Annotated in this window: 22 protein-coding genes; 18 read left to right on the top strand and 4 right to left on the bottom strand. The window is 68.5% G+C overall.

Going from position 1 to position 25776, the window contains the following annotated elements; translation table 11 throughout:
- Window positions 1-14 precede the first annotated feature (14 nt).
- The 7 genes from ACFWMR_RS19575 to ACFWMR_RS19545 are packed head-to-tail and all read left to right on the top strand — an operon-like array spanning window position 15 to window position 7364.
- The gene (locus tag ACFWMR_RS19575) at window positions 15-1754 is read left to right on the top strand and encodes an ABC transporter substrate-binding protein (RefSeq protein ID WP_378379373.1); all 1740 of its coding nucleotides are present in this window, start codon (window positions 15-17) and stop codon (window positions 1752-1754) included.
- A complete protein-coding gene (locus tag ACFWMR_RS19570; protein WP_378379372.1) occupies window positions 1751-3031 on the top strand; it encodes an ATP-grasp domain-containing protein in 1281 nt (426 codons plus the stop codon). The genes ACFWMR_RS19575 and ACFWMR_RS19570 overlap by 4 nt, the downstream gene beginning before the upstream one ends.
- Window positions 3028-3492 (top strand): cobalamin B12-binding domain-containing protein, encoded by a 465-nt coding sequence (locus tag ACFWMR_RS19565; protein ID WP_378379371.1) that lies wholly within the window; start codon window positions 3028-3030, stop codon window positions 3490-3492. Before ACFWMR_RS19570 ends, ACFWMR_RS19565 begins: the two co-directional genes overlap by 4 nt.
- Window positions 3489-4796, top strand: a complete 1308-nt coding sequence (locus tag ACFWMR_RS19560) for a methylaspartate mutase (RefSeq protein ID WP_378379370.1) — start codon at window positions 3489-3491, stop codon at window positions 4794-4796. The genes ACFWMR_RS19565 and ACFWMR_RS19560 overlap by 4 nt, the downstream gene beginning before the upstream one ends.
- Window positions 4793-5788: an asparagine synthetase A gene (locus ACFWMR_RS19555; RefSeq protein WP_093937095.1), complete on the top strand. Its 996-nt coding sequence runs from the start codon at window positions 4793-4795 to the stop codon at window positions 5786-5788. The genes ACFWMR_RS19560 and ACFWMR_RS19555 overlap by 4 nt, the downstream gene beginning before the upstream one ends.
- On the top strand, window positions 5785-7038 hold the full coding sequence (locus ACFWMR_RS19550) for a glutamate synthase-related protein (RefSeq protein WP_093937096.1): 1254 nt from the start codon (window positions 5785-5787) through the stop codon (window positions 7036-7038). Before ACFWMR_RS19555 ends, ACFWMR_RS19550 begins: the two co-directional genes overlap by 4 nt.
- Entirely contained in the window at window positions 7035-7364 is a 330-nt protein-coding gene (locus tag ACFWMR_RS19545; protein WP_093937097.1) for a hypothetical protein, read from the top strand. Before ACFWMR_RS19550 ends, ACFWMR_RS19545 begins: the two co-directional genes overlap by 4 nt.
- A 534-nt stretch (window positions 7365-7898) precedes the next feature.
- Here ACFWMR_RS19545 and ACFWMR_RS19540 read toward each other — a convergent pair.
- Window positions 7899-8249 (bottom strand): MmcQ/YjbR family DNA-binding protein, encoded by a 351-nt coding sequence (locus tag ACFWMR_RS19540; RefSeq protein WP_378379369.1) that lies wholly within the window; start codon window positions 8247-8249, stop codon window positions 7899-7901.
- On the bottom strand, window positions 8233-8925 hold the full coding sequence (locus ACFWMR_RS19535) for a hypothetical protein (RefSeq protein WP_378379368.1): 693 nt from the start codon (window positions 8923-8925) through the stop codon (window positions 8233-8235). Before ACFWMR_RS19535 ends, ACFWMR_RS19540 begins: the two co-directional genes overlap by 17 nt.
- A 188-nt stretch (window positions 8926-9113) precedes the next feature.
- On the opposite strand from ACFWMR_RS19535, the gene ACFWMR_RS19530 reads away from it, so the two are divergent.
- The 7 genes from ACFWMR_RS19530 (at window position 9114) to ACFWMR_RS19500 (ending at window position 18021) form a co-directional block, all read left to right on the top strand.
- Window positions 9114-10580, top strand: a complete 1467-nt coding sequence (locus ACFWMR_RS19530) for an NB-ARC domain-containing protein (RefSeq protein ID WP_378379367.1) — start codon at window positions 9114-9116, stop codon at window positions 10578-10580.
- Window positions 10581-10667: 87 nt separating this feature from the next.
- A complete protein-coding gene (locus ACFWMR_RS19525) occupies window positions 10668-12236 on the top strand; it encodes a carbamoyltransferase C-terminal domain-containing protein (RefSeq protein ID WP_378277815.1) in 1569 nt (522 codons plus the stop codon).
- A gap of 100 nt (window positions 12237-12336) precedes the next feature.
- A complete protein-coding gene (locus tag ACFWMR_RS19520) occupies window positions 12337-13494 on the top strand; it encodes an NAD(P)/FAD-dependent oxidoreductase (RefSeq protein WP_378379366.1) in 1158 nt (385 codons plus the stop codon).
- Window positions 13491-14744, top strand: coding sequence for an ATP-grasp domain-containing protein (locus ACFWMR_RS19515; protein ID WP_378379365.1), 1254 nt, complete (start codon window positions 13491-13493; stop codon window positions 14742-14744). The genes ACFWMR_RS19520 and ACFWMR_RS19515 overlap by 4 nt, the downstream gene beginning before the upstream one ends.
- A 12-nt stretch (window positions 14745-14756) precedes the next feature.
- On the top strand, window positions 14757-15569 hold the full coding sequence (ddaH, locus tag ACFWMR_RS19510; RefSeq protein WP_093937104.1) for a dimethylargininase: 813 nt from the start codon (window positions 14757-14759) through the stop codon (window positions 15567-15569).
- A 10-nt stretch (window positions 15570-15579) separates the two neighbouring features.
- The gene (locus ACFWMR_RS19505) at window positions 15580-17001 is read left to right on the top strand and encodes a cation:proton antiporter (RefSeq protein ID WP_093937105.1); all 1422 of its coding nucleotides are present in this window, start codon (window positions 15580-15582) and stop codon (window positions 16999-17001) included.
- A 6-nt stretch (window positions 17002-17007) separates the two neighbouring features.
- Window positions 17008-18021 (top strand): TauD/TfdA family dioxygenase, encoded by a 1014-nt coding sequence (locus ACFWMR_RS19500; protein ID WP_378379364.1) that lies wholly within the window; start codon window positions 17008-17010, stop codon window positions 18019-18021.
- Between the two features lie 54 nt (window positions 18022-18075).
- Here the strand turns inward: ACFWMR_RS19500 and ACFWMR_RS19495 are convergent, their stop codons facing one another.
- Window positions 18076-20181: a catalase gene (locus ACFWMR_RS19495; protein WP_378379363.1), complete on the bottom strand. Its 2106-nt coding sequence runs from the start codon at window positions 20179-20181 to the stop codon at window positions 18076-18078.
- A 124-nt stretch (window positions 20182-20305) separates the two neighbouring features.
- On the opposite strand from ACFWMR_RS19495, the gene ACFWMR_RS19490 reads away from it, so the two are divergent.
- The 4 genes from ACFWMR_RS19490 (at window position 20306) to ACFWMR_RS19475 (ending at window position 23699) form a co-directional block, all read left to right on the top strand.
- Complete coding sequence (locus ACFWMR_RS19490; protein WP_378379361.1) at window positions 20306-21364, top strand: FUSC family protein; 1059 nt, start codon at window positions 20306-20308, stop codon at window positions 21362-21364.
- A gap of 123 nt (window positions 21365-21487) precedes the next feature.
- Window positions 21488-22297: a nucleotidyltransferase domain-containing protein gene (locus ACFWMR_RS19485; RefSeq protein WP_378379360.1), complete on the top strand. Its 810-nt coding sequence runs from the start codon at window positions 21488-21490 to the stop codon at window positions 22295-22297.
- Window positions 22294-23031, top strand: coding sequence for a metallophosphoesterase family protein (locus tag ACFWMR_RS19480; RefSeq protein ID WP_378379359.1), 738 nt, complete (start codon window positions 22294-22296; stop codon window positions 23029-23031). Before ACFWMR_RS19485 ends, ACFWMR_RS19480 begins: the two co-directional genes overlap by 4 nt.
- Complete coding sequence (locus ACFWMR_RS19475; protein ID WP_378379358.1) at window positions 23028-23699, top strand: phosphate signaling complex PhoU family protein; 672 nt, start codon at window positions 23028-23030, stop codon at window positions 23697-23699. The genes ACFWMR_RS19480 and ACFWMR_RS19475 overlap by 4 nt, the downstream gene beginning before the upstream one ends.
- A 619-nt stretch (window positions 23700-24318) precedes the next feature.
- Here the strand turns inward: ACFWMR_RS19475 and ACFWMR_RS19470 are convergent.
- Window positions 24319-25578, bottom strand: a complete 1260-nt coding sequence (locus ACFWMR_RS19470; RefSeq protein ID WP_378379357.1) for an HNH endonuclease signature motif containing protein — start codon at window positions 25576-25578, stop codon at window positions 24319-24321.
- Between the last annotated feature and the right edge of the window lie 198 nt (window positions 25579-25776).

Raw genomic sequence — 25776 nt, 5'->3', positions numbered from 1 at the left:
AGGAAGCGAAAGTCATGACGGACAAGCGGATCAAGGGTGGCGTCGCGACCTGGGCGTGCCTGCCCGGGTTCCCGCCCGCGGTGATCTTCCCCTTCACCCCGGGTGAGCGCTTCGGCGTGCGGAGCCTCTACGAGTTCCAGATGCTCATGTACCGGCCGCTGTACTGGCTGGGCCGGGACGGCGCTCCGGAGATCGACTGGGACCTCAGCGTCGGCGAAGAGCCGGTCTGGGACGAGACCGGCCGCACCTGCACGGTCCGGATCAAGCCGTGGAAGTGGTCCAACGGCGAGACGGTCTGCGCGGACAACGTCATCTTCTGGATGAACATGCTGAAGGTGAAGGGGCCCAGGTTCGGCGCCTACTCCGAGGGCTACTTCCCGGACAACCTGGTGTCGTTCGAGAAGGTCGCGGACGACAAGGTGAGCTTCACCTTCGACAAGGCGTACTCGACGAACTGGGTGCTGCTGAACCAGCTCACCATGATCACGCCGATGCCGAAGGCGTGGGACCGCACCGCGGACGGCCCGGCCGACGCGACGCACGACATCGAGCAGGCCGAAGCGGTCTATGAGTTCCTGATGGCGGAGAACGGCGACGTCGTCGAAGAGGACAACTCGCACCGCACGCGCTGGGCCGACAGTCCTGTGTGGAGTGTCGTGAACGGACCGTGGCGGCTCAAGAGCTACACCGAGGAAGGTGTCGTCACCTTCGTCCCGAACGAGCACTACAGCGGGCCCAACCCGCCGCATCTCGACGAGTTGCGCCAAGTGTCGACGACCTCGGACGAGCAGCAATACGAACTGCTGCAGTCCGGTGACGTCCAGGTCGGCTTCCTGCCGCCGGGGATGGGCGTCCAGCCGGACGGCGACCCGACGAAGGGCGGGCCGAACCCGCTGGGTGACGGCTTCCAGCTGGAGCCGCAGATCCTGTTCAACATCAACTTCATGGCGGTCAACTTCAGCAACCCGACCGTCGCCGGGAACATGATCCGGCAGCCGTACATCCGGCAGGCGCTCCAGAGCTGCTTCGACCAGGAGTACGGCGCCCGCGAGGTCTACCAGGGCTACGGCTGGAGCCAGACCGGGTCGATCCCGGTGCTGCCCAAGAGCGACCTGGTGTCGCCGAAGATCGCCGAGCGCGGCGGGTTCTGGCCGTTCGACCTGGAGAAGGCCCGGCAGTTGCTCGCCGACAACGGCTGGGACGTCAGCGCTTCGCCCGCGGTATGCGTGCGCCCCGAGGAAGCGGGTGAAGGCATCCCGGCCGGCACCGAACTGAGTTTTTCCCTGCGCTACTGGGAAGGGCGGCCCTCGCTGGCGCGGCTCATGGCGCAGTTCCGGGACGACGCGGCCAAGGCCGGGATCGAGATCCGCCTCGAAGAGGTGATGGGGTCGGTCCTGGTGGCGGAGGACGGTCCGGGTGAGAAGCGGATGTGGGAGCTGTCATGCTGGGGCGGCGGCTGGGTCTACAACTACCCGACCGGCGAGAACCTGTTCCAGAGCGGCGCCGCCTGCAACTTCAGCAACTGGCGTGACGCCAAGGCGGACGAGCTGATCGCGAAGACGGTCACCACCGACTCCCTCGAAGCGCTGTACGAGTACCAGGAGTACATCGCCGAGCAGGCGCCGGTGATCTTCATGCCGACGTTCCCGCGACGGCTGTTCGAGGTCGCGGGCAACCTGCGCGGGTTCTCGCCGATCAACCCGTACGGGCTGATCAACCCCGAGAACTGGTACTACGTGGAGGATGGGTCATGACGCGCCCGGTGGTGCTGGTCGGGTTCGTGGCCGCCGCGCTGGGGTCGTCCATCAAGGACTTCCAGCCGGACGGTTCGGTCATCTTCGTCGAAGAGCCCGACGTCGTCCGCAAACGCGGCGCGCGGGAGACGGTGGCCGGTTCGGCGCTGGTGCGCGAACTGATCGAATGGGAGTTCCACCTCCCCGGCAAGGCGGACGAGTTCTACCACGTCCACCGTGACCTCGATCCGGCCGCGGTGGTCCCGCTGACCGAGTACGCGACCCCGTTCGCGGCCCGGCTCGCGGAACGCTACGGCCTGCCGGGCGCGGGGTTCGGGGCGGCGCAGATCCTGCGCGACAAGGCGGTGCTGCGCCTGGTCAGCCGGGCGGCGGGGATCGCGAACCCGGTGTCGGCGCGCGTCGAAAGCCCGGAGCAGGTCCGCGAGTTCATGGCGCGGAATCCGGGGAAGATCGTGCTCAAGCCCGCGAACCGGCAGGCGTCGGTGGGGACGCAGGTGCTCGCCGACCCGGCCGAGGCCGAGCGGGCGTGGGCGAACTGCGTGGTGCAGGACGAGGGGATCTTCGTCCCGGACCGCGCGATGGAACTGAAGATGCTCGCCGAGTGCTTCGTCGAGGGCGACGAGTACAGCGTCGAAATGCTGCTGCGGGACGGCGAACCGTTGTTCACCAACGTCACCGGCAAGCAGCTGTTCCCCGGGCCGCGCCCGGTGGAGCTCGCGCACATCGTCCCCGCCGACATCCCGGACGAGCTCACCGCGACGCTGAACGAGGAGACGCGGCGGCTCACCGGCGCGGCCGGGTTCCGCACCGGGATCGTCCACTGCGAGTGGATCGTCTCGGACGGGATCCCGTACCTGGTCGAATGCGCCGGCCGGTTCGCGGGCGACGGCATCATCGAGCTGATCCAGCGCGCCTACCCGGTTGAGCTGAATCGCGCCTACTTCTCGGTGATGAAGGACGAACCCGTCGCGGACGTGCTGCCGCGCCGGGCCGAACGCGGCGCCGCGGTCCGGTTCGTGTCCATCGAACCGGGTCTCATCGAGGACGTGCGCGGGGTGGAGAAGGCGTCGCAGGCGGAGGGCGTCTTCCTGTGCGACGTCAGTGTTTCGGCCGGTGGCCGGTTCGACGGGCTGCGCAGCTCGTGGGACCGCGTCGGCGATCTGATGGTGACCGCGGACAGCCCGGCGGAGGCGTCGCGCCTGGCCGAAGAAGCGGTCGCGCTGATCGAGATCGACGTGCGGCCGGACGGCGAGGAGAGGGAGAACGCCGCACCATGAGCATCGAAGCCGTCCAGCCCGCACTCCCGGACGCCGGTCTCGACGTGATCGTCACCGGGCTCTCGTCCGACGCGCACACCTGGAACCTGGTGTACCTGGAGCTGTTGCTGGAGGAACTGGGCTGCCGGGTGACCAATCTCGGCGCCTGCGTCCCGGACGCGACGATCGTGCGCGAATGCGCCGACCGGCGGCCGGACCTGGTGGTGATCAGCAGCCTCAACGGGCACGGCTGTCAGGACGGCGTCCGGCTGATGGACACCTTCCGCGCGCACGCGGAACTGGTCACGACCCCGGTAGTCATCGGCGGGAAGCTCGACGTCGTCGGCGGCAGCAACGCGGCAAGGCTGCTGGAGGCCGGTTTCGACGCGGTGTTCGAGGACTCGGGCGGGCTGACCCCGTTCCGGACCTTCCTCCGCACCCTGTCCGTGCGCACCTCCGGCGTCCCGCTGGGCGCCGGATGAGCGTGCTCGCCCCGCGCCGGGGACTTTCGTTCGGCGAGGTGGTCGCGCGCCACCACGCCAAGGGGGACCTGGTCGTCCAGCCCCGGATGGGATTCGCCGATCCGGGGCGGATGACCAGGGGCCTGCTGGCGACCAGGGCGGCGCGGGCCGCGACGGTCGGGACCATCACGATCGACAGCTACACCAGGGTCGGCGACCACGAGGCGGCCCGCGCGGCGCTGGCGGCGGACGCCGATCTCAACGGGTACCCGCTCGTCGACCACGATCCCGTGACGACGAGGGCGTTGCTCGACGGCGTGCTGACCAGGGATTTCCCGGTACAGATCCGGCACGGTTCGGCGGATCCCCGCCGGATCGTGCGGGCCCTGCTGGACTTCGGACTGCACGCGACCGAGGGCGGGCCGGTGTCGTACTGCCTGCCGTACAGCCGGATGCCGCTTTCGGCGGCAGTCGACAACTGGCGGCGTTCGTGCGAGACGCTGGCCGAAGCCCGGGGCCCCGAACTGGAGCCACACCTGGAGACCTTCGGCGGCTGCATGATGGGCCAGCTGTGCCCGCCGGCGTTGCTGGTCGCGCTGAGTGTGCTGGAGGGGATCTTCTTCTGGCGGCACGGGATCCGGTGCCTGTCCTTCAGCTACGCGCAGCAGACGCACGCCGGGCAGGACGAGGAGGCGATCGCCGCACTGCACGCGCTGATCAGGGAATACGTGCCGCACGCGCGTACGCATGTGGTGATCTACGGCTACATGGGCGTCTATCCGAGGACTCCCGGCGGCGCGCTGGCGCTGCTCGCGGAGTCCGCGCGGCTGGCCGCCCGCACCGGGTCGAGCAGGCTGATCGTCAAGACCACCGCCGAGGCGCACCGGCTGCCGACCGTCGCGGAGAACGTGACCGCGCTGGAGCACGCCGCCGAGGCCGCCGGCGGTGTCCCGCGGATCGGGCAGCTCGGTGACACCGGGATCCACGCGCAGGCGAAAGCGTTGGTGGACAACGTTCTTTCGCTCGACAGCGATCTCGGGAGGGCTTTGGTCACCGCGTTCGCGCGGGGGCAGCTGGACGTCCCGTTCTGCCTGCACCCGGACAACGCCGGCCGCGCGAGGGGACGGCTGGACGCGAGCGGGCGCCTGGACTGGCAGCGGATCGGCGGGATGCCGCTGGGCGATCTCGTCGACCTGCCCGCGGACCGGCGGATGACCTCGGGCGATCTGCTCGACGCGCTCCGGTACGTCGAGCGGACGTTCGACGAGAAGTACGGGATGCCCGGAATCGAAACCGTGAAACTGATACAGGGGAGCAGAACATGACCGGAACACCGGAAGCGGCACTGCCGCCGGGCACCCGCGAGCACCTCATGTCGCCGGTGACGCAGGCGGCGTTGCGCATCCAGAACAGCATCACCGCGGGCACCCGCGAATACCTCGGCATGAACGGGTTCGTGGAGCTCCAGCCGCCGCTGATCGGCCCGGTCACCGACCCGGGATGCCGCGGTGCCAAACAGGTCGACGTCGACTACTACGGGCACAAGTACAAGATGATGACGAGCGTCATCCTGTACAAGCAGGCGTCGCTGCTCGCGTTCGACAAGATCTTCTACGTCGCCCCGAACGTGCGGCTGGAGCCGCTGGAGACCTCGACCACCGGACGGCATCTGGTGGAGTTCACCCAGATCGACGTCGAGGTGGCGCGCGCGAGCCGCGAAGACGTCCTCGACCTGGCGCAGGGTCTGCTCCGGCACGTGGTGACGTACACGCTGCGAGAGTCCAAAGCTGACCTCGCCACGCTCGGGCGGGACCAGGCGGCGTTCACCGCGTTGCTGGACGAGGACTTCGAGCGGATGACGCACCGCGAGGCGGTATCGCGGTTGCAGGGGTTGCTGCATGGGCAGAGCGCCGACGCGGAGATCGACTGGCAGGGCGAGCGGATCATCTCCGAGCAGACGAACCGGCCGTTCTTCATCGTCGACTATCCCAAGGGGTCGCGAGGGTTCACCGACGGCGAGTCGAGCACCGAACCCGGCGTGCTGCGGAACTTCGACCTCATCGCCGCGGAGGGGTTCGGCGAGCTCTGCAGTGGCGGTGAGCGCACGCACGAGTACCGGCGGCTGATCGAGCGGATGCGGGAGACGGGGGAGAACCCGGCGAAGTACGCCTGGTACCTCGACCTCGCGCGCGAGGGACTGCCGCCGAGCGCGGGCTTCGGGATGGGGCTGGAACGGGTGACGCGGTACATCGCCGGGCTGGACGCGATCTGGCAGGCCAACGCGTACCCGAAGCTGCCCGGGATCGCGGCACCGTGATCACCGCGCGGCAGCTCCCCGAAGACGCGATCCGCGCCCGGGCGCGGGAAGGCAGCGCGGCGATCTTCCCCGACGTCGGGGGATACGGCCGGTCGCTGTTCGGCGCGGACGTCGACAGCCCGGGCGATGAACTCGACCGCGCGCGCATCGTGCCGCCGGTGTTCGTCCCGCGGCGGCTGGAGAAGATGTTCGACCTCGCGCGCGAACCGGTGTACGGCGATGTCGGGCTCTCGACGGTCCTCGGTGGCTTCACAGCGCCGTCGCCGGTCTTCCTGTGCGCGTTCGGATCGACGCAGGTGGCGGGCAGCGGTCTCGGGATCGCCGCGAGCGAGCAGGCGGGCAGGCTCGGCATGCCGATGGTGATCGGCGAGAACGTCGTGCCCATGCACGGATACGGCCGGATGGGCGAAAGCGCCGACGACGGCCTGCTCGGCCGGATCCGCGCGTACGCCGGCGCGGTACCGGACGGGCTGGGTGGCGTCGTGGTGCAGCAGAGCACCGAAGACGCCGACGCCGAGGTGTGGAACCTCGTCTACAGCGACCCGTCCGCGACGAAACTGCTGGAAACCGGGCGGCTGGCGTTCGAGCTCAAGGTCGGTCAGGGCGCCAAACCGGGTCTCGGCGGGATGACCGTGCTCTCGCGTACGGCCGCGGGAGAGATCGCCGAACAGTACACAGTGGACGAAGCCTTCGGTACGGACACGGCCATGGTGCTGCGTTCGAGCAGCCCGGGCACGTTCACCGGCGAGATCCTGCGGCAGCAGATCCACCTGATGCGCAACAACTACCCGCGGGCCCGGGCCTGGGTGAAGCTGCATCCGGGTCGCGACGTCGGCGAGGCGGCGCGGGTCGCCTGGGCGGCGGGCGCGGACGCCGTCACCGTGGACGGCGCCGAGGGTGGCACCGGCTGGGCACCGTCGGTGTTCCTCGACCAGGTGGGGCTGCCGCTGGTGGAATGCCTGCGCAGGGTCGGCAAACACGACGCGTCGCTGCTGGTGTCGGGCCGGATCTGGGAAGGGGCCCGCGCGCTGAAGTGCCTGGCCATGGGCGCCTCCGCGGTCGGCCTCGGCCGGGCGGCGCTGCTCGCCGTCGACGAGGACGCGACCGAAGGGCTCGTGCGGCTGGTGCGGTGTCTCGAACTCGAACTGCGGCTGCTCACCAGCGCGCTCGGGAAGTACGACCTCGCGGATCTCACCTCGGACGACCTCTGGTTCCCCGGTTCATCGGCACGGACGGAGCAGGACGGATGATCAACTACGACGGCAAACGCTTCCGCAAGGTCAGCACCGACCCGAACGCGCCGGTCACCCTGTACCGGCAGAAGGACGACCTGGTGTGGGCCGAGCTGACCGGCGGTGGCGTGCGGCTCGGGTCGCTGACCGGGAAGTGCGGCGACGACGGCACGATCGACATGGCCTACACGATGGTGCTGGCCAGCGGGCAGGTGATCTCGGGGCACAGCACGAACACCCCGGAATTCCTGCCGGACGGGCGGATCCGGCTGAACGAGGTGTGGGAGCGATACGGGACCAATGGCTCCCGTGGTACGTCGGCGATCGAAGAGGTCGCCGACTAGCCCCTGCTCAAGTACATGAAGGCCCCCTTCCTTGCGCTAGACGCAGTGAAGGGGGCCTTCACGTACTTGCCCGTCGGTGGGCGACCCGGTGGTTTCGAGTGGCCGAGGGGACGGCGCGTGTGATCCGACGGACGACACGCGTGACGGATTGGACGACACGCTCCCGGCTGGGTCCTGCCGCGTGACGTCCGTCTGGACACGCGTGTCGTCCATCGGATCACACGCGTCGTCCATCCCGTCACGCGAAACCGCCCGCTAGCCGGTACCTGGGACACGGTCGGCCCCAACCCGAATCGCCACTCACGACAACCTTGCTCTGCGCGTGCCCGGCTGCCTGACTCCGGCAAGCCGTGAAGGCCTCCTTGCCTACCTTCAGGGTAGGGAAGGAGGCCTTCACGGACTTCAAGCCGGACGAGCGAAGCACGAACGGCGGGCGGCACCGTATTTCTGCCCTTTCTGATCGGCTGAAAGGCAATTCACGGGACCGAAAAGGGCAGTCCATGGGGCTGAACGGCGCACGCCGAAAGGAGCAACTCAGCGCGGGTTCTTTTCCAGGTATTCCGTCCAGACCTTCTTCGGCACGCACATTCGCCACGAGTCGACGATCAGCTCCCGTAACTCCTCGTAATCGATCGCGGACAGCCGGACGCGAACCCACTGATACCGCATATCGGACGGAATCGGCATCATGAACTTGTCCGGCTCGCCCGCTACCAGCGCTTCCCTCTCCTCTTTGGGATAGCCGAATCCCATCACGGTTTCGTCAGGCGAGAGCGAAAGGAAGACGATTCGTCCCACGCGGAACTTCGCCCGGTCCCGCACCAGCGCCTCATAGGCGCGCGGCAGGTCCGAAGTGATCCGTCTGACGTCATCCCCGGTTACCATTTTTCCACCATTCTCCGCTGTCTGTTCCCCAGTCACCCTTGGCGCCCATGGTGAAGGCGACGTAAAGGTATTCGTCGAGGATCTTCGCCAGTGACACGGGCCTGCCCACAAGGGTGGGGATCTTCTCCCCGTCGTCCCCCGCCTCCGCGATCACCGCGGTGGCCCACTCGCGGCCGAGCCGCAGGTGCCTGCCGAACGCGGCGCCGTCGCGGTCGCCGTGGAGGGCGGCCGCGATGGCGGCGTCCCACGGCATGATCGTGTTGGGCCGCAACGCATACAGCGCCTTGGCCGCGGCGGTCGGGCCCAGCGTACGCCTCGTCCGTCCCGCTGAGACGACGACACCCGAGAGGTCCGCGTACGCCTTCGCGGCCGTGTCGATCCCCGCGTCCGTCAGCCGGGCCAGGTCGACGGCGGGCAGTGCGGAGCCCCAGGTCTCCCACCAGATCCTGACCCCGTCGTCGAACGGGGCGGGCTCGCCTTCCCTCGGGTACCGGATGCGGCATCCCCACGAGTTCAGCCAGCGCAGAAGAATTGTGCGATGTGCGGGCTGTGACAGGTCGATCGCGGACCGCGTTTCCGTGACAAGCCGGAGCCAAGAGGTGTCGGCATTCGCGAAGCCGTTGAACACTTCGGCGGTGCGCCGGAGTTCGGCGAGTGGGGGCAGGGGGCCAGACATGGGCGCACCCTATCCGGTGCCACCAAGGGGGTGAATTTCCGCGTCCAACTATTGGACTTTGTACATTGAGTCACCTATTTGTATCTGCTGCATGGTTCATTGGTCCTTTAGGGTTGTGGCCAGGAAGGCCACAAGGATGGCGGTCACGCACTGCGATCGCGTTACCCCATCCAGGGGAGGAGTAAGGCATGGGCAGACCCGAGCGACCGTTGGACGGCTCCACTGGTCCGATCGCCGCATTCGCTCATGATCTGCGCGTTTTGAGGAACCGGGCGGGAAACCCGAGCTACCGGGAACTCGCCAGGACGGCACTGTTCGCACCTTCCGTACTGTCCAGCGCGGCGAGCGGGCACCGGCTGCCCACGCTCGCCGTGACACTGGCGTTCGTCTCCGCGTGCGGGGGAGACCGGGCGGCGTGGGAACGACGGTGGCGGAGTCTCGCCGGGCAGACCGGGGGCGGCGTCGAGGTCCGGGAGGAACGGGCGCCCGCGCCGGCGCAAGCGGAGATACCGGCGGATGGCGCGCATGTGCTGGCATCCGGCGTCATCCATCTCGCCCGTCCGGCCCAGCTGCCCATGGGGTCGAGGACTTTCGTCGGCAGGGAAAGGGATCTCGCCGACGCGGCGGAGATGATCGGGGCGACCGGTCCGATCAAGGTGCCGTTGCTCGTCAGCGGTCCGATCGGGGTGGGCAAAACCGCCTTCGCGTTGCGGCTGGCCGAAGAGGTGGCGGCGGACTTCCCGGACGGGCAGCTCTACGCCGACCTGAGCAACAGCGGATCCGGTGGCCGGTCGGCCAACGGGATCGTGCGCGGCTTCCTGCGCGCGCTCGGCGTCCCGGCCCATCTCGTGCCCGACGACCCGATGCAGCGGATCGGGCTGTACCGATCCCTGCTGGCCGAACGCAGGTTGTTCGTTCTCCTCGCGGGCGTCAGCGACGAGGGGCAGGTGCGTCCGCTGCTGGGTCAGGCCCCGCACAGCCAGGTCGTGGTGACCAGCCGCGCCCGGCTGCTCGGGCTGGAGGACACGAACCGTGTCGAACTGGATACGTTCTCCCGTAAGGAATCACTGGCATTGATCGGCCGGATCGCCGGTCCGAGCCGGGTGCGGGCGGAGCACGACGCCACCGACTCGATCGCCGATCTGTGCGGGGATCTTCCGCTGGCGGTCAACATCGTCGGCCGCAAGATCGCCGCGCGCCCGGAATGGGCGATCGCGTACACGGCGGGCCAGCTCGCCGATCGCGAGCGTCTCATGGACAGCCTCAGCGTGGGCGACGTCAACGTCCGCGACCGGTTCGCCGCGGCGTACGAACATCTGTCGCCCGCCGAACGCGAGGCCATCCGCCACTTCGGGCAGAGCGGGGCGGGCTGGACGACGTCGATCGGCGTCGCCGCGGCGATGGGCATCATGATCGAGACCGCCGACGAACTCCTCGAGTCCGTCGTGGACGCCGGACTTCTCCAGCGCGCCAACGTCGCCGGCCGGTACGCGGTCTCCCGTCTGGTCAGCGCGTTCGCCGCCGAGCGGCAACGGGACCCGGATTCGCTCGCCGCCGCCGTCCCGCTGGTCGGCCGCCGGGCACGGAAGAACGCGTTCGAATCGCTGCGCCACGAGGCCGTGCGCACCCTGCCGGGTGGCTCGTCCGAAGGTTGATTGTTCTCACCGCGCGGCGCTACCGGTCAACGGGCCGCGCGGTTTGAATGAGTCGACGAATGAAGGCGAGCGAAATTCGGTGACACAATGCTGATTCTGTCGATGAAAGAGGGCCACGATGGCGGGATCGTGGCCATCGAGGACGGCAAGCTGCTGTTCGCGCTGGAGTCGGAAAAGGACAACTACCCGCGCTACGACCGGATCACCGGCGAGCTGATGGCCCGGGCCGCGGGCATGCTCGACAAGCAGCCCGACGTGGTCGCGCTGGGGGGCTGGGTCAAGGGCGAGTTCTCCGTGGAACCCCCGTCCCGCACGGGATACTTCGGTGTCGGCGAAGGCGCGATCTCCGACGAGGCGGGCAAGTTCTTCGGCAAGGACGTGCGCTACTTCTCCTCCACCCACGAGCGTTCGCACATCTACACCTCCCTCGGGATGGCCCCGGCGGCCCCCGGCCAGGCGTACTACTCCCTGGTGTGGGAAGGGAACATCGGGGACTTCTACCGAATCGACGAGCGCGGTGAGGCCACTCACCTGCAGCACGTGCTGACCGACCCGGGCGCGAAGTACGCGTACCTTTTCGCGCTGGCGGACCCGAAGTTCCCGCTGGGCAAGGGAAAGTTCCGGTTCAACGACGCCGGCAAGCAGATGGCGCTGACCGGGTTCGCCGAGCCGGGTCCGCTGACCCCCGACGAACAGAAGACCATCGATTTCATCCTCGACCGCGACGGCATCATCCTCGGCCTGTCCAAAGAGGAGATGTCGTGGTCCCATCTGTACAACGCGGGCGTCTGGTCGCAGGAGTACCGCAACGCCGCGGCGAAGCACTCGCAGGCGATCTTCAACCGGTTCTACGACTACGCGGAAAAGAACCTCACCGAAGGCCTGCCGTTGCTGATCTCCGGCGGCTGCGGCCTGAACTGCGACTGGAACCGGCTGTGGCGTGAGAGCGGCCTGTTCTCCTCGGTGTTCGTTCCGCCGTGCCCCAACGACAGCGGTTCCGCGCTGGGCACGGCCATCGACGCGCAGTGGTTCTACACCGGACAGGCGACCATCGACTGGGACGTCTACGCGGGGGAGAACTTCGTCGAGGACGTCGTCCCGGACCCGGCCAAGTACGAGACCCGGCCGCTCGTGGCGAGCGAGGTCGCCAAGTACATCAAGGACGGCAACATCATCGGCTGGGCGCGCGGCCGGTACGAGATGGGCCCGCGGGCGCTGGGCAACCGCTCGATCCTCGCCGCGCCGTTCACCGTGGACACCACCGTGCGGCTCAACAAGATCAAGCGCCGCGAAGACTACCGTCCGATCGCCCCGATCGCGCTGGAATCCGACGCTCCCAAGTGGTTCGTCGGCTCGGTGCAGGACCCGTACATGCTGTACTTCAACCACGTCACCTCCGACGAGCTGAAGGCCATCACGCACGTCGACGGGACGGCGCGCACGCAGACGGTGACGCGGGAACGCAACGCCGGCATCACCGACCTGCTCGAGGCGTTCCGCGAGCAGACCGGGTTCAGCGTGCTGTGCAACACCTCGCTGAACAACAACGGTCGCGGTTTCCTCAACCGCACCAGCGATCTCATCGAGTACGGGGAGACGTACGGCCTCGACGGCTACGTCATCAACGACACGTTCGTGACCCCGCGCGTTTCCTGATTCCTTACCCGACGGGGGTAAGGCCCGGATGCCACGTCCCAGCCGTGGTGTCCGGGACCCCGTCGTGCCCGAACGAAGTCTCGCCCGGAGGGGGAAGGTCATGCGAGTCGTGCTCGCGGGCGGCGGTGTCATCGCGCTGCTGACCGCCGTGGAGTGCGTGTCGGCCGGGCACGAAGTGGTGATCGCCGACCAGGCGGACATCCCGTTCAGCGGTGCCACTTCGTTCGACCGGCATCGCGTGCTGCGCGCGTTGCACCTCGGCGACCTCGCCACCACGGCGGCCGCGGTCGGCGCGCATCACGCGTGGATCGAGCTGGAACATCTGCTGTCCACGGCGTTCTACGAGCAGTCCGGCGCGCTCACCGCGATCGGGGCGGGCGAGGCGACGGCCGCGCGGGACCTGCTGAACGCGGCCGGTTCCAAGGCCGAGGTGTTCGGCGCGGACGACCTCGCCGCCGAGTTCCCGCACGCCGGGTTCGTCCCCGGGACCGGCGCGGTCTTCGAGTCGCACGCCGGGGTCCTGCTCGCCGATCGGGTACTGACGGCGTGCGCGGGCTGGCTGCGCTGGAACGCGAACGCGGAACTCCACCCGCACCGCAAGGTGATCGGGGTCGACGCCGACCGGGCCGAGGTCCGGCTGGCCGACGGCGGGACCCTGCGGGGCGACGCGGTCCTGCTCGCCGCCGGCCCGTGGTCCCGTGACCTGCTGGCCCCCGGGCTGGCCAGGGAACTCGTGCTGCACCGGCAGACGCTGCTCTACTGCGACGTCCCGCCGTCCGACGCCGCCGCGTGGGCGGCGACACCGGCGATCACGTCGCTCGGCTCCACCGGCGGCGCGTGGCTGGTGCCGCCGGTCGCCGGGACACCGCTGAAGCTCAGCGCCGCCAGTGCGTGCCGGGTGGTCGACGAGATCGGCGGCGCCACCTCGCCCTCGTGGTGGCGCGAGCACCTGATCGACACGTTCTCCGCGCTGATCCCGGGCTTCCGCCGGGACTGGCTGATCGACACCCGGGACTGCCACTACCTGGCCCGGCGTTCCACCCTCGGCCCGCTGCTCGCCGTCCTCGGCGACCGGGTCCTGTCCTACGCGGCGTGCGGCGGCTCGTCCTTCAAGTTCGCCCCGCTGATCGCCCGGTCCCTGGCCGCCCGCCTCACCGGCGCGGAACCGGTCCCGACCGGACTCGAACCGCTCGACCGGCCGCTCGTCCGCGCGTCCGGCGTCCACCCGTCCCGTCTTGCCCTCCGAGGTGTGTCGTGAAACTGCTCGCGCTGGAAGCCAGCCAGAACTCCTACTACTACCTGCCCCGGTACCAGCAGATCGAGGACTTCGGCGGGGTGCTGTACGTGCTCAACGGGGTCGGGACCGACGATCTCTGGCCGTCCGAGCGCTACCGGATCGCCGGCAGCAACCACATCGACGACCTGATCGAGCAAGCGAAGGCCTGGCACGCGGAGGAGACCTTCGACGGCGTGCTCACCTTCTCCGAATCGGGCGTCGTCCTGGTCGCCGCGGTGGCCGAAGCCCTCGGCCTTCCCGGTATCGGGGTGGACGCGGCCCGGACGAGCCGGAACAAGCTGATCATGCGGCAGGCGCACGAAAAGGGCGGCGCCGCGCATCCGGACTACCGGTTCGTCGAGGACCTCGATTCCGCGTTGCAGGCGGCCGAGGACTTCGGCTACCCGGTGATCCTGAAGCCGACGCTCGGCGCGGCCAGCAACTTCGTCTTCCGCGTCGACGACGAGGAGAAGATGCGGGAACGCTACGCGCAGGCACGCGAAGGCATCGACCGGATGACCTGGTACAACATGGAGGCCGAAGGGCTGGACCTCGGCCCGCACGGCCTGCTCGTCGAGTCCTTTCTGGACGGTCACGAGCATCTCATCGAGGCGCTCGCCTGGGACGACGAGGTCTATCTAGGGTCCATTGTGGACAGGGTAACGTCGGAAGGTGAGACCTTCGACGACGACGTGCACCACGCCCCGACGTCGCTGACCCCGGACCAGGTGGCCGAGGTGCAGGCCGTGGTGGCCGCCGGGGTGCGGGCGCAGGGCATCACCCGCGGCGCGCTGCACGCCGAGGTCCGGTTCCATCAGGGCAAACCGTTCCTGTTGGAGATCGCCGTCCGCCCCGGCGGCGGGGGACTCGACCACATGGCGCGGCTTTCGGCCGGATACGACCCGATCAGGGGGCTCATGGACGTCTCCCGCGGCGTGCGGCCGGACGTCCACCACTTCAGCCCGACCGGACTGCACACGGCCGCGATGTGCCTGATCTGCCCCGGCGGCGTGATCGCCTCGATCGAAGTCCCGCCGGCGGTGAACGAGTCGGAAGCCTTGTACTACCTGAAGATCTTCGCGAAGCCGGGTGACCTGATCAAGCGCCCCCCGCTGGGCAACAACATCTTCGGCGGGATCGGCGCGCTTGGTTCGTCGTTCGACGAAGCCATGCGCAACGCGAACGACCTGGCCGGGAAGATCGAGGTCAAGCTCAGCGAAACCCAGAAATAGCGTGGAGGAAACGTGTCACGGACAGCCACTCGACGGCACTACCTGATGGTCAGACCGACGTACTTCGACGTCGAGTACTCGATCAATCCCTGGATGGACCCGAAGAAGCCCACGTACACCGAGCTGGCCCTCGCCCAGTGGGAGTGGCTGCACGACCTCTACGTCGACCTGGGGCACCGCGTCGACCTCCTCGAACCGGTGCCGGGCCTGCCCGACATGGTGTTCGCGGCCAACGGCGCCACCGTGGTCAACGGACAGGTCCTCGTCGCGCGGTTCCACCACATGCAGCGGGCCGGCGAGTCCGACGCCTACCTGGAGTGGTTCCGGGCCAACGGCTACCGGTACGTGCGGCAGGCGCAGTGGGTCAACGAGGGGGAGGGCGACTACCTCGTCGCCGGGAAGCAGATCCTCGCCGGGACCGGATTCCGCACGAACCCCGAGGCGCACAACGAATCCCGCGAGTTCTTCGGCTGCCCGGTGATCGGGCTGACGCTGATCGATCCGCGGTACTACCACCTCGACACGGCGCTCGCCGTGCTCGACGACGACACGGTCATGTACTACCCGGAGGCGTTCTCGGAGGACAGCCGCCTGGTGCTCAAAGAGATGTACCCCGACGCGATCCTCGCCTCGGAGCGCGACGCCGCCGTCTTCGGTCTCAACGCCGTGTCGGACGGTAAGCACGTCGTGCTCCCGCAGGCGGCCACCGGGCTGACCGCGCAGTTGCGGGAGCACGGTTTCGAACCCATCGGCGCGGATCTGTCCGAATTGCTGAAGGCGGGCGGCAGTGTCAAGTGCTGCACGCTGGAATTGCGTGCCGGTTAAGGAGAACTCCATGGAGTCAGCTGTGCGGGAGAGGACCGGGCGCACCACGCTGCGCCGGGTCCTCGTCGGGGCGGCGCTGATCGCGGTGCCCGCGGTGGTGGTCGTCGTGGTGCTCGGTCTGGGTTCGGCCTACGAACCCGTCGCGGGTACCGCGGCCAAGGCGACGACCGGCGGACCCGACACCTACGCACGTCTGCTGGTCGCCTTGCCGGTGATCCTGGGCGCCTGCTACCTGGCAGGCGTGCTGGCCAGACGGCTCGGCCAGCCCCCGGTGATCGGCGAGATCGTCGCGGGCGTCCTGCTGGGGCCCTCGCTGTTCGGGATCGTCTGGCCCGGCGCGTTCGGCTGGCTGTTCCCCAGCGGGGTGGTCTCGGCGATCAACATCCTGTCGCAGCTGGGCCTGATCTTCTTCATGTACCTGGTCGGTTCCGAGATCGACCTCGGCGCGGTGCGGAAACGCGGGTTCACCGCGGTGACGGTCAGCCAGGTCAGCATCGCGCTGCCGATGGTCTCCGGCATCGTGCTCGCGCTCGGCATGTACCCGCTCTTCGGTGGTGACGTCAGCTTCCTCGCGTTCGGGCTGTTCATCGCGGTCTCCATGAGCGTGACGGCGTTCCCGGTGCTGGCGCGGATCCTGACCGATCGCGGCATCTCGAAGACCCCGCTGGGCGCGCTCGCGCTCACCTGCGCCGCCGTCGACGACGTCGCCGCGTGGTGCCTGCTGGCCGTGGTGGTCGCCGTCAGCCAGGGCGGCGCGCCGTCGGAGGTCTTCCTGACCGTCGGGCTCACCCTGGTCTTCGTCGCGGCCATGCTCTACGTCGTCCGGCCGCTGCTGCACAAGCTGCTGACCCGCGTGCCGGAGCCCGCCGTCCTCGCGATCCTGCTCGGCGGGATCATGCTGTCGGCCCTGGCCACCAACGAGATCGGCATCCACGCGCTCTTCGGCGCCTTCCTGTTCGGCGTGATCGCGCCGAGGAGGGACCCGGTCCTCGCCCGCGCCGCCGGGAAGCTCGGCAGCGTGACGCTGACCCTGCTGCTGCCGCTGTTCTTCGCCTACACCGGACTGCACACCGAATTCAGCCTGCTCGGCTCCGGCTCGATGTGGCTGTGGACCCTGGCTGTCACGGCGGTGGCGGTGTTCGGGAAATGGGCGGGCAGTACCACCGCGGCCCGGCTGACCGGCGTCGGCTGGAGCGAGTCGCTGTCGCTCGGGGCGCTGATGAATTGTCGCGGGCTGACCGAACTGGTGGTGCTCAACGTCGGCCTCCAGTTGAAGGTGATCAGCCCGACGGTGTTCGCGATGCTCGTGATCATGACGCTGGCTTCGACGATCGCCACCGCCCCCGCGCTCACCTTGATCGCCAAATTCGGGAAGAAGTCCGAAAAGGACTCGGACAAGACCGCCGGTCCAGCGGCGGCGGAAAGTAGATAGGACACCATGACCAGCAATCAGGAAACCCTAGTCGGCACGTTCGCCGAGGTCGTGCTCCCCGACGCGGTCCGGGACGCCATCGGGAGCGACCTGCGGTCCTTCGCGAACCCTGTCGAGGACATCGACCGGTCGCTGGCGATGCTCCGGGTCACGTTCTCGAAGCTGCCCATCGACCAGTTGCAGACGATCCTGGACTTCGGCAGGCACGTCGACACCCCCGGCGTCGCGCTCGTGCGCAACCTGCCGGTGGACCCGGAGCTCCCGGAGACGCCGATCGACGGGGAACCCAGCAAGGACAAGGAGACCTTCGTCGCCGAGACCGTCCTTTTGGGGCTGAGCCAGCTGCTCGGCGAGCCCGTCGGGTTCACCACGGAGAAGAGCGGACGGCTCGTGCACGACGTCGTCCCGGTCTCGGCCGGCGCGCGGAGCCAGACCAATCAGAGCTCGCACGTGTTCCTGAACTTCCACAACGACATCGTGCACGACGACCTCGGCCGGTACGACGTGTCCAACCCGGACTTCCTGGTGCTGAACTGTGTCCGCCAGGACGGGAACAAGGAGGCCGTCACCTACTACGCCGACGGCAGGGACATTTCCGCCGCCCTGGACCCGGAGGTGCTCGACGTCCTGCGCCGTCCGCTGTTCCGGCTCAACGCGCCTGGCAGTTACGTGCGCGATGTGGCCAAGGGGGCCGATGTGCTGTCCGACCTCGTGCCGGTGATCTCCGGGCCGGCGGACTCGCCGGAGGTCGCGGTCTCGGCCAACGGCGTGGTGGGGGAGACCGTCGAGGCGGAGCAGGCGCTGGAGGAGTTGCAGCGGGTCTGCCGTGAGGTCGCGCACCAGGTCAAGCTGGAGCCGGGGACGGCGCTGCTGATCAACAACCGGAAGGGTCTGCACGCGCGGTCGCAGTTCTTCGCGCGGCACAACGGGCGTGACCGGTGGCTCCAGCGCACCTACATCCGGCGCAGCCTGTGGACGATCCGGTACCGGGGCACGGCGGAGGACCGGCGGGTGCACTGAGGACCACCCGGGTGAGGTGCCACGGTTTCCGGGCACCTCACCGGGGAACTCCGGTCAAGCGGGGATCGCGTCGGTCTTCCGCAGCCAGGAGCGGTGTTCACCCAGCTGAGCGGTGAACGAGGCGAAGAAGCCGTCGGGGAGACTCGCTTCGGCCGCCGTGGTGGTCACCACGCCCTGATCGATCAGCGTCTCGACGTCGTCGGCCAGCTTCGAGGTCACCCCGGCCCGGCGCAGCAGATCCAGACCGGACCCGAACGCGGCCACCGGCTTCCCGTGCTTGTAGGCCTCGGCGACGAAATGCACCGCGTAGCCGTCGCGTTCGAGGATGGAGATGGCGCCCGGGCCGCACGGGACCACGACGGCGTCGTAGAGCACCGAGGCCATGGTGTTGAGCTGCCGGTCGGGCCGCAGGGGATCGCCCTCACCACCCGGCCGGAGTTCGGCTTCGGTGGGGGCCAGGATCTCGGCGATCGCCCCCTGGGCGGTCAGCTTCTCGACGACGCGGTCGACGCCGATCGTGTCCACCCCGTCGGCGGCGAGGACGGCGACCTTCCGGGTGGCCGCCGTGGCGGCGGGCTGATCGAGCTGGGAGAGCGCGGGCGAAGTGCGGTCGTGGTGCGGTGTGGCAGGCGCGGCGGGCACGCTCACCCCGACCCCCTCGGCCACCCTGGCCGCCAGGTCGTGGTCGACGTTGTTGAGTTCGGTGACCGTCCGCGCCCGGACCTCCCGGTCCTCGACCTTGCCGAGTTCGAACCGGAACGCGGCGACGATGTGCCGGCGTTCGACCGGGGACATGCTGTTCCAGAACAACGTCGCCTGGCTGTAGAAGTCCTTGAAGCTCTCGCTGCGCTCCCGGATCTTGTGGCCCGAAACGGCTTCGGTGTAGTGCCGGAAGACGTCCGCATCGGCGATCGCCGGGCAGCCGCCGCCGAGCGTGTTCGGGAAATAGCTCGTCCGTCCCTTGTGGACTTTGTGCTGGCCGTGCCCGTCGCGCTGGTTCGTGTGCACCGGTGCGATCGGCCGGTTCACCGGGAGCTGGGAGAAGTTGGGGCCGCCGAGCCGGATCAGCTGGGTGTCGAGGTACGAGAAGTTCCGTGCCTGCAACAGCGGATCGTTGGTGAAATCGATGCCGGGGACGACGTTCGCGGTGTGGAAGGCGATCTGTTCGGTCTCGGCGAAGAAGTCGTCGGGATTGCGGTCCAGCACCATGCGGCCGACCGGCCGGACGGGCACCTGCTCCTCGGGAATGATCTTCGTGGCGTCCAGCAGGGCGAAGTCGAAGTCGTGCTCGGCGTCCTCGTCGACCAGCTGCACACCCAGTTCCCACTCCGGGTACTGCCCGGACTCGATCGCGTCCCACAGGTCGCGCCGGTTGAAGTCGGGGTCCTTGCCCGCGATCTTCTGGCATTCGTCCCACACCAGGGAATGCGTGCCGAGGACGGGCTTCCAGTGGAACTTCACGAAGGTGCCCTTGCCTTCGGCGTTGACGAGCCTAAAGGTGTGGACACCGAATCCCTGCATCATCCGGTAGCTGCGCGGCAGGGCGCGATCGGACATCAGCCAGAGCACCATGTGCAGGCTCTCCGGTTGCAGCGAGACGAAGTCCCAGAACGTGTCGTGCGCCGACTGCGCCTGCGGGATCTCGTTGTGCGGCTCGGGTTTGACCGCGTGGACGAAGTCGGGGAACTTGATGCCGTCCTGGATGAAGAACACCGGCATGTTGTTGCCGACCAGGTCGTAGTTCCCCTGCCGGGTGTAGAACTTGGTCGCGAAGCCGCGGACGTCGCGGACGGTGTCTGCCGAACCGCGCGAACCGGCGACAGTGGAGAACCGCACGAACACGGGGATCTTCTCGCCGCTGGTGAGGAATTCGGCGACCGTGTGGCCTGCCAGCGCGTCGTCGTAGGCCTCGAAGAAGCCGTAGGCGCCCGCGCCACGCGCGTGCACCACCCGTTCGGGGATGCGCTCGTGGTCGAAATGCGTGATCTTCTCGCGGGCGTGGAAGTCTTCGAGCAGCGTCGGACCCCGGGTTCCCGTCGTCAGCGAGTCGTCCGTGTGGTCGACCCGGACACCTTGCTGCGTCGTCAACGCGGTGCCGTCCGGATCCACCCTGCTTCCGCGGAGTTGTTCGTCTTTCGCGTCTTCTCGATGCTGTGCCACAGGTCTCGCCCCTTCGCGGTCGTGGGTTCCCTCGCGGCTACCCCCAGGCCGTTTCCGTAAACGGGCGCGTGTGCGAATCGGGGACTCCGGGTAACCGGCATTCGTGTTCCCGAGGAGGTGAGTGATGGGTGACGTCCGGAACCACTGGATGGCGCCGGCCGGCTGGGTCGCGAGGGTGTTCCGTATTCCCGGAGAGGAACGCCGGAGCTTCGTCCAGACCGTCAAGGCCGCGGCCGCGGCGGTGATCGCTTGGGTCGTGGCGACCTCGGTCCTTGAGCTGCCGCAACCTTTTCTGGCCCCGTACGCGGCCGTGTTCCTCGTGCAGGCCACCGTCTACCGGTCGCTGCGAGGGTGGGCGCAACAGGTCGGCGCCGTCAGCGTGGGGGTACTGGTCGCGGCGGGGGTCGGCCACATCGTCCCCTCGGTGACGGTCGCGCTCGGGCTGGTCGTCTTCGGTGGGTTGCTGATCGGCTCGTGGCGGGGGTTCGGCGACTCGGGGGTGTGGGTCGGGGTCACCGGCATGCTGCTGATCTCCTACGGCAGCGCGACGGAACCCGTCCTGCTGGCGGACAGGCTGCTGGAGACCGCGCTGGGGGCCGCGATCGGCGCGGTGCTGAACGCGGTGGTGCTGCCGCCGCTGCACGGGGAGCGCCTGCGGGCGGCGACGTCCCGGCTGGCGTCGGCGATCGCGGACGTCCTCGTCGAGACCGCGGTACTGGTCCGCGGCGGTGAACCGCCCGAAGCGGCCGACCTCCTGCAAGACCGGATGCGCGACGTCCGCAGCCTGGTCGCGGAGGCGGAAGACGCGATCGGCTGGACCAGGGAAGGCCGGTACCTGAATCTTCGCGGACGGCGCGAGGCCCGGGAAGCGCCCTTGGAGAACCTCGTTTCGCTGTGGCCGCCGCTCGCCCAGCTGATCGACGCGGTGAGCGAGGCGGCCCGGAGCGAGCAGCCGTTCCGGCATCCCGGCGAGTACGCGCGCGGAGTGGTCGGCGACCTGCTCGAAGCGCTCGCCGAAGTAGCCCGTTCGGGTGACCCGGACCGGCTCGACCGATGCCGCGAGCTGGTCAGCGAGATCGATCACCTGCTCGTCACGCCCACGGACGAAGTCGCGACGTCGATCGGGCTGGGGGCGATGGCCCTGCCCGCCCGTCGTCTCGTCCAGCGGCTTCACGCCGATTAAGCCGGGGCGACGGCGGGTAACCGTACCCATGGTCAGCGACAGCAAGCGGATCGTGGTCACCGGCAACGTCGGGATCGCCGTGGTGGGCGCGCTCGCCGCGGCCACAAGGGCGCGGGAGCGGCCGTGAACGAGAAAGAACTGCTGCACACGCTGACCAAGGTCGTGACCACTTTGGACAGTACGCCGGTGCGGTTCGCCGTCGCGGGCGGCCTCGCCGTGTACGCGCGGGGCGGGCCGCCGTCCGACCACGACGTCGACCTCTTCCTCAAACACGAAGACATCCCCGAGGCGGCGGAAGCGCTGGAAGCCGCAGGGCTGAGACGAGTACGCCCACCGGAGGACTGGCTCAGCAAGGTCTACGACGGGGACTGCCTGGTCGACCTGATCTTCCGGCCCAACCATCGCCCCGTCACCGACGAGATGCTCGACCGCGCTTCGCTGATGCGGATCGGGGCGACCGCCGCGCCCGTCCTCGACGGGACGGATCTGCTCGTCGACAAGGTCCTCGTCCTCAGCCCGCATCGGTGCGATTTCGGGCCGCTGTTGCGGATCGCCCGCGACCTGCGTGAACAGGTCGACTGGCGCCGGGTGGCCGAGGAGACCGCCGGATCGCCGTACGCGTGGTCGTTCCTGACCTTGCTCGCGGCACTGTCCATCATCGACGGGAAGGAGCTCCCGATGCCCCAGGAGGCACCTCAATACCTGGTCGCCAGGCTGACCAAGGCGCTGGCGGAAGACCCGAGGACCGCCGAACTCGGCGTGCACATCACCGTGCGAGGCGAGCAGGTCCGGCTCGGCGGCGAGGTCGCCTGCGCCGATCGCAAGGCCGACGTCGAAAGGGTCGTCTGCGAGCACATCGCGGCCGAACTGGTGCACAACGACGTCCGGCTGGCCGACGTCCGCGAACCGTCGCGCGCCGAGGAGATCCGATGATCAGGGTCGCTGCGGTCGGGGACGTCCATCTCGGCGAGGACAACCGCGGCCTGCTGCGGCCGGCACTGGACAACATCGCCGAACACGCCGACGTGCTGCTGCTCGCGGGTGATCTCACCCGGCACGGCAGCATCGAGGAGGCCCGGGTGGTGGCCGACGAGTTCGCCGGGCTCGACGTCCCCGTCGTGTCGGTGCTGGGGAACCACGACTACCACTCCGACCAGGCTGAAGCGGTCAGCGGGCTGCTGGAGGAAAGCGGGATCACCGTCCTGGAAGGCACGGCCACCACCGTGGAGGTGGACGGCGGGAAGCTCGGCGTCGCCGGGGTGAAGGGATTCGGCGGAGGGTTCGCGGGCAAGTGCGCGAGCCGGTTCGGCGAACGCGAAATGAAGGATTTCGTCGAGCACACCATGGCCGCGGCCCAGCGGCTGCGCACCGCGCTGGAAGGGCTCAAGGACGAACGGCCCGACGTGACCGTGGCACTGACGCACTATTCGCCGATCCCTGGCACACTGCACGGTGAACCGCCGGAGATCCACCCGTTCCTGGGGTCGTATCTGCTGTGCGAGCCGATCGACGATGCCCAGGTGGCGCTGGCTGTGCACGGGCACGCCCACTACGGCAGCGAGCAAGGCGTCAGCCCGGGCGGGGTGCCGGTGCGCAACGTCGCCCAGCCGGTGATCCGCGCGGCGTACGCGACATATGTCCTCGAACCCGCGAAGGTGCTTACATGAGGGAACGATTCCACGGTGAACTGAGCGTCCTCGGTGAGCTCCTCTCGGCCATGTGCGGCATGGCGGGTGAGGAGCTGCGCCTGGCCAACCGGGTCTTTCTGGACCGTGATGCCGAAGCCGCTGTCGAACTGGCGATGGTCGAGGCGAAGCTGAACGCGGCGCGGACCGAATGCGAGGAGACCGCGCAGAAGCTGCTCGCCCTGCAAGCGCCGGTCGCCGGAGACCTGCGGACCGTGCTCGCGGCGGTGTTCTGCGCCGACCGGCTGGAGCGGATGGGCGACCTGGCCCAGCACATCGCCGACCAGGCCGCGCGGGAGCCCGAGTTCGCCGTGCCCGGCCATCTCACCGGGCAGTTCGGTGAGATGGCCGGCCTGGTGTGCTCGATGGCGGAAGACCTCGGCGCGGCGGTCGAGGGACCGACGGCCGAGGTGTTCCACTCGCTGGCCCGGACCGATGAGCGCGTCGACGCGCTGTACGAGGAGCTGATGACGCTGGTCACCGGTCCGGAGTGGACGGACGGCGTCGGGCCCGCGATCTCGGTGGCACTGCTGGCGCGGTTCTACGAGCGCTTCGCCGATCAGGTCGTCTCCGTCGCCCGGCGGGTGGATTTCGCGCTCACCGGTGAGTTGCCGGAATCCGCGGTACGGGATGCGCCTGCCGAGCTTTGAGCTCTGGCACGTGAAGGCCTTGTTTGCCACTCACGACCCGGGTTGGGGGCGTGGTTGGCGGGGTGGTTGGCCGTTGAGTGTGGTGTGATCTGCCGTTCAGTCCGGGCCGGGGGCTCGGTCCAGGTGCGCGAGCCTGGCCATGCCATAACGCCGCAGGACAGCGTGCGCCGTGGACGGGTTCGACCTGGGCAGGCAGGCCTCTGCGGGCCCTGGACCGGACCTTGATGATCCGCCGTTCGGTCCGGTCGGGTCCGCGGCGCACAGTGACGGGGACGAGATGAGCGATCGACCATGGCGGCTTCGCCGTGGACCCCACGACCTGGACCGTTCCGCAACCCGCGGCAATGCCCAGCCCTCGTCCCACAACGCACCGGGCCAGCGGGGGAACTCCCGGCAAGGGGCAACGGTGGTGGGTTAGCGTGGGTCACGAGGCCTCAAGACAGCCGGTGCAGATGTTGTGATCCACACCGAACCCGGAGGCTTCCCGCATGCCAAGACCATCCGACTACCTGTCGCCTCGTTCGCGACGTCTCGGATCACCAAACGTGGGCGTAACGTCTGTGGGCATGCCGAGGGGCCCGTCGCCGGTTTGGCTGGCGGGCTCCTCGGGTCATGCAGGTCAGGCGGGGGCGCGGTGGAGGGTGTTGCGCCGGGATCTTCGTAGCGGATCCAGATACTGGGGTGGGATGAACTCCGGTAGTCCATCGGCTGCCATGCGGACTTGCCAGTCACCGTGGTGGATCAGGCGATGATGAAAACCGCACAGCAGCACGAGGTTCCGGAGATCGGTGGGGCCTCCGTCTGCCCAGTGATGAATATGGTGGGCGTGACAGTTCTTGGGTTTTCGGTGACACCCAGGGAACACACAGCCCCGATCACGGATATTGAGCGCCCGTCTCTGGCCTGGAGTGACGAACCGTCTCAGGCGTCCCACATCAAGAGGTTCACCGGCCGCGTTCATCACGACCGGGAGCATCAGGCAATCGCAGGCGGCCATCCGGGCGTCGCGTGCGGTCATCTCCCCGACGAAGTCGAGGCAGGCTTTCCCGATCCCGGTCTTGAGCTCTTCCAGGCCGATCGTGACGTGCACGAGAGTTCGGTAGCCGCTGGTGCCGGGCTGATCCGGGCACGCGATCGCCAAGTCGAGGAGCTCGGCCCACGCGTCGCCCTGGCGCTCGCATTTCATCCGCAAGTCAGCTTGCCCGAACTCGTCCACCGGTCGCGGTTTCGCATACGCCTCCAGCGCAGCTGCGGTGCGGGCGCCGAGTTCGTCGTCGAGGAGGCCGGTGAGTTTCCAGAACCCATCCCGACGACGCTCCAGGGTCACTTCCCGGCGTGGCTGTTTCGGTTCGGGGTCTTTGGGTTCGTTGCCGTCGGGGTCGAGCCAGCCGAGGATGTCCTCTTCGGCCTTCGTCACCTGCCGGGGCCCCGCGTCCCGGGCCAGGTTGGCCAGGACTTTCTCCGCGTGCTCCCGGTCTTCCGCGGAGGTGTCGGCCGGGAGTCTTTTCAGGATGTCCAGGATCTGGTCGATCCGGTGCTCACCGATGAGCCCTTCGGCAGCCACCGCGGCCGTGGTGGGTGCGACAGCCGGGACTTCGGTGCCGTCCAGGGCCCGGGTGGGGTTCAGTGCGATCGCCCGCTTCACGATCGGCCCGGCCTCAGCCCGCGACAATCCCGCCACATCGGCGAACCACGCCGCCGTCGACCCATAGCCATACAAGTCTTTCGAGCCCCGAGACTCGATCTCCGCCAGGAACCGCCCCATCGCGGCCGACGCCACCCGCATCACCTGCAGAAACTGCCGCACGCCATGCGCAAGCTCCAGCTCGCCGGCACGCCACAACTCCTGCGGGAGTTCAGGAAGGAAGGTCTCGGACACCCCTCAATAATACACCCACATTTCGAACACGTGTTCGTAATTTTACGTCACCACAAACGTGCACATTTCCCACTGGCGGGTGAATCAGTGGCTTTCCGCAATTTGGCGAGGGCGTCGTGAGTGGTGCTCTGGCGCTCGGTGCGGCACGTTCGAGACAGACGGCGCCAAAGTGCGCTGGGAAAACGGTCGTGAGTGGCG

It is taken from the genome of Amycolatopsis thailandensis, from assembly GCF_042723255.1.
GTDB classification, from domain to species: domain Bacteria; phylum Actinomycetota; class Actinomycetes; order Mycobacteriales; family Pseudonocardiaceae; genus Amycolatopsis; species Amycolatopsis thailandensis.
Note: the sequence above shows the minus strand (reverse complement) of the source record. Positions and strands in the feature narration are given on the sequence as shown.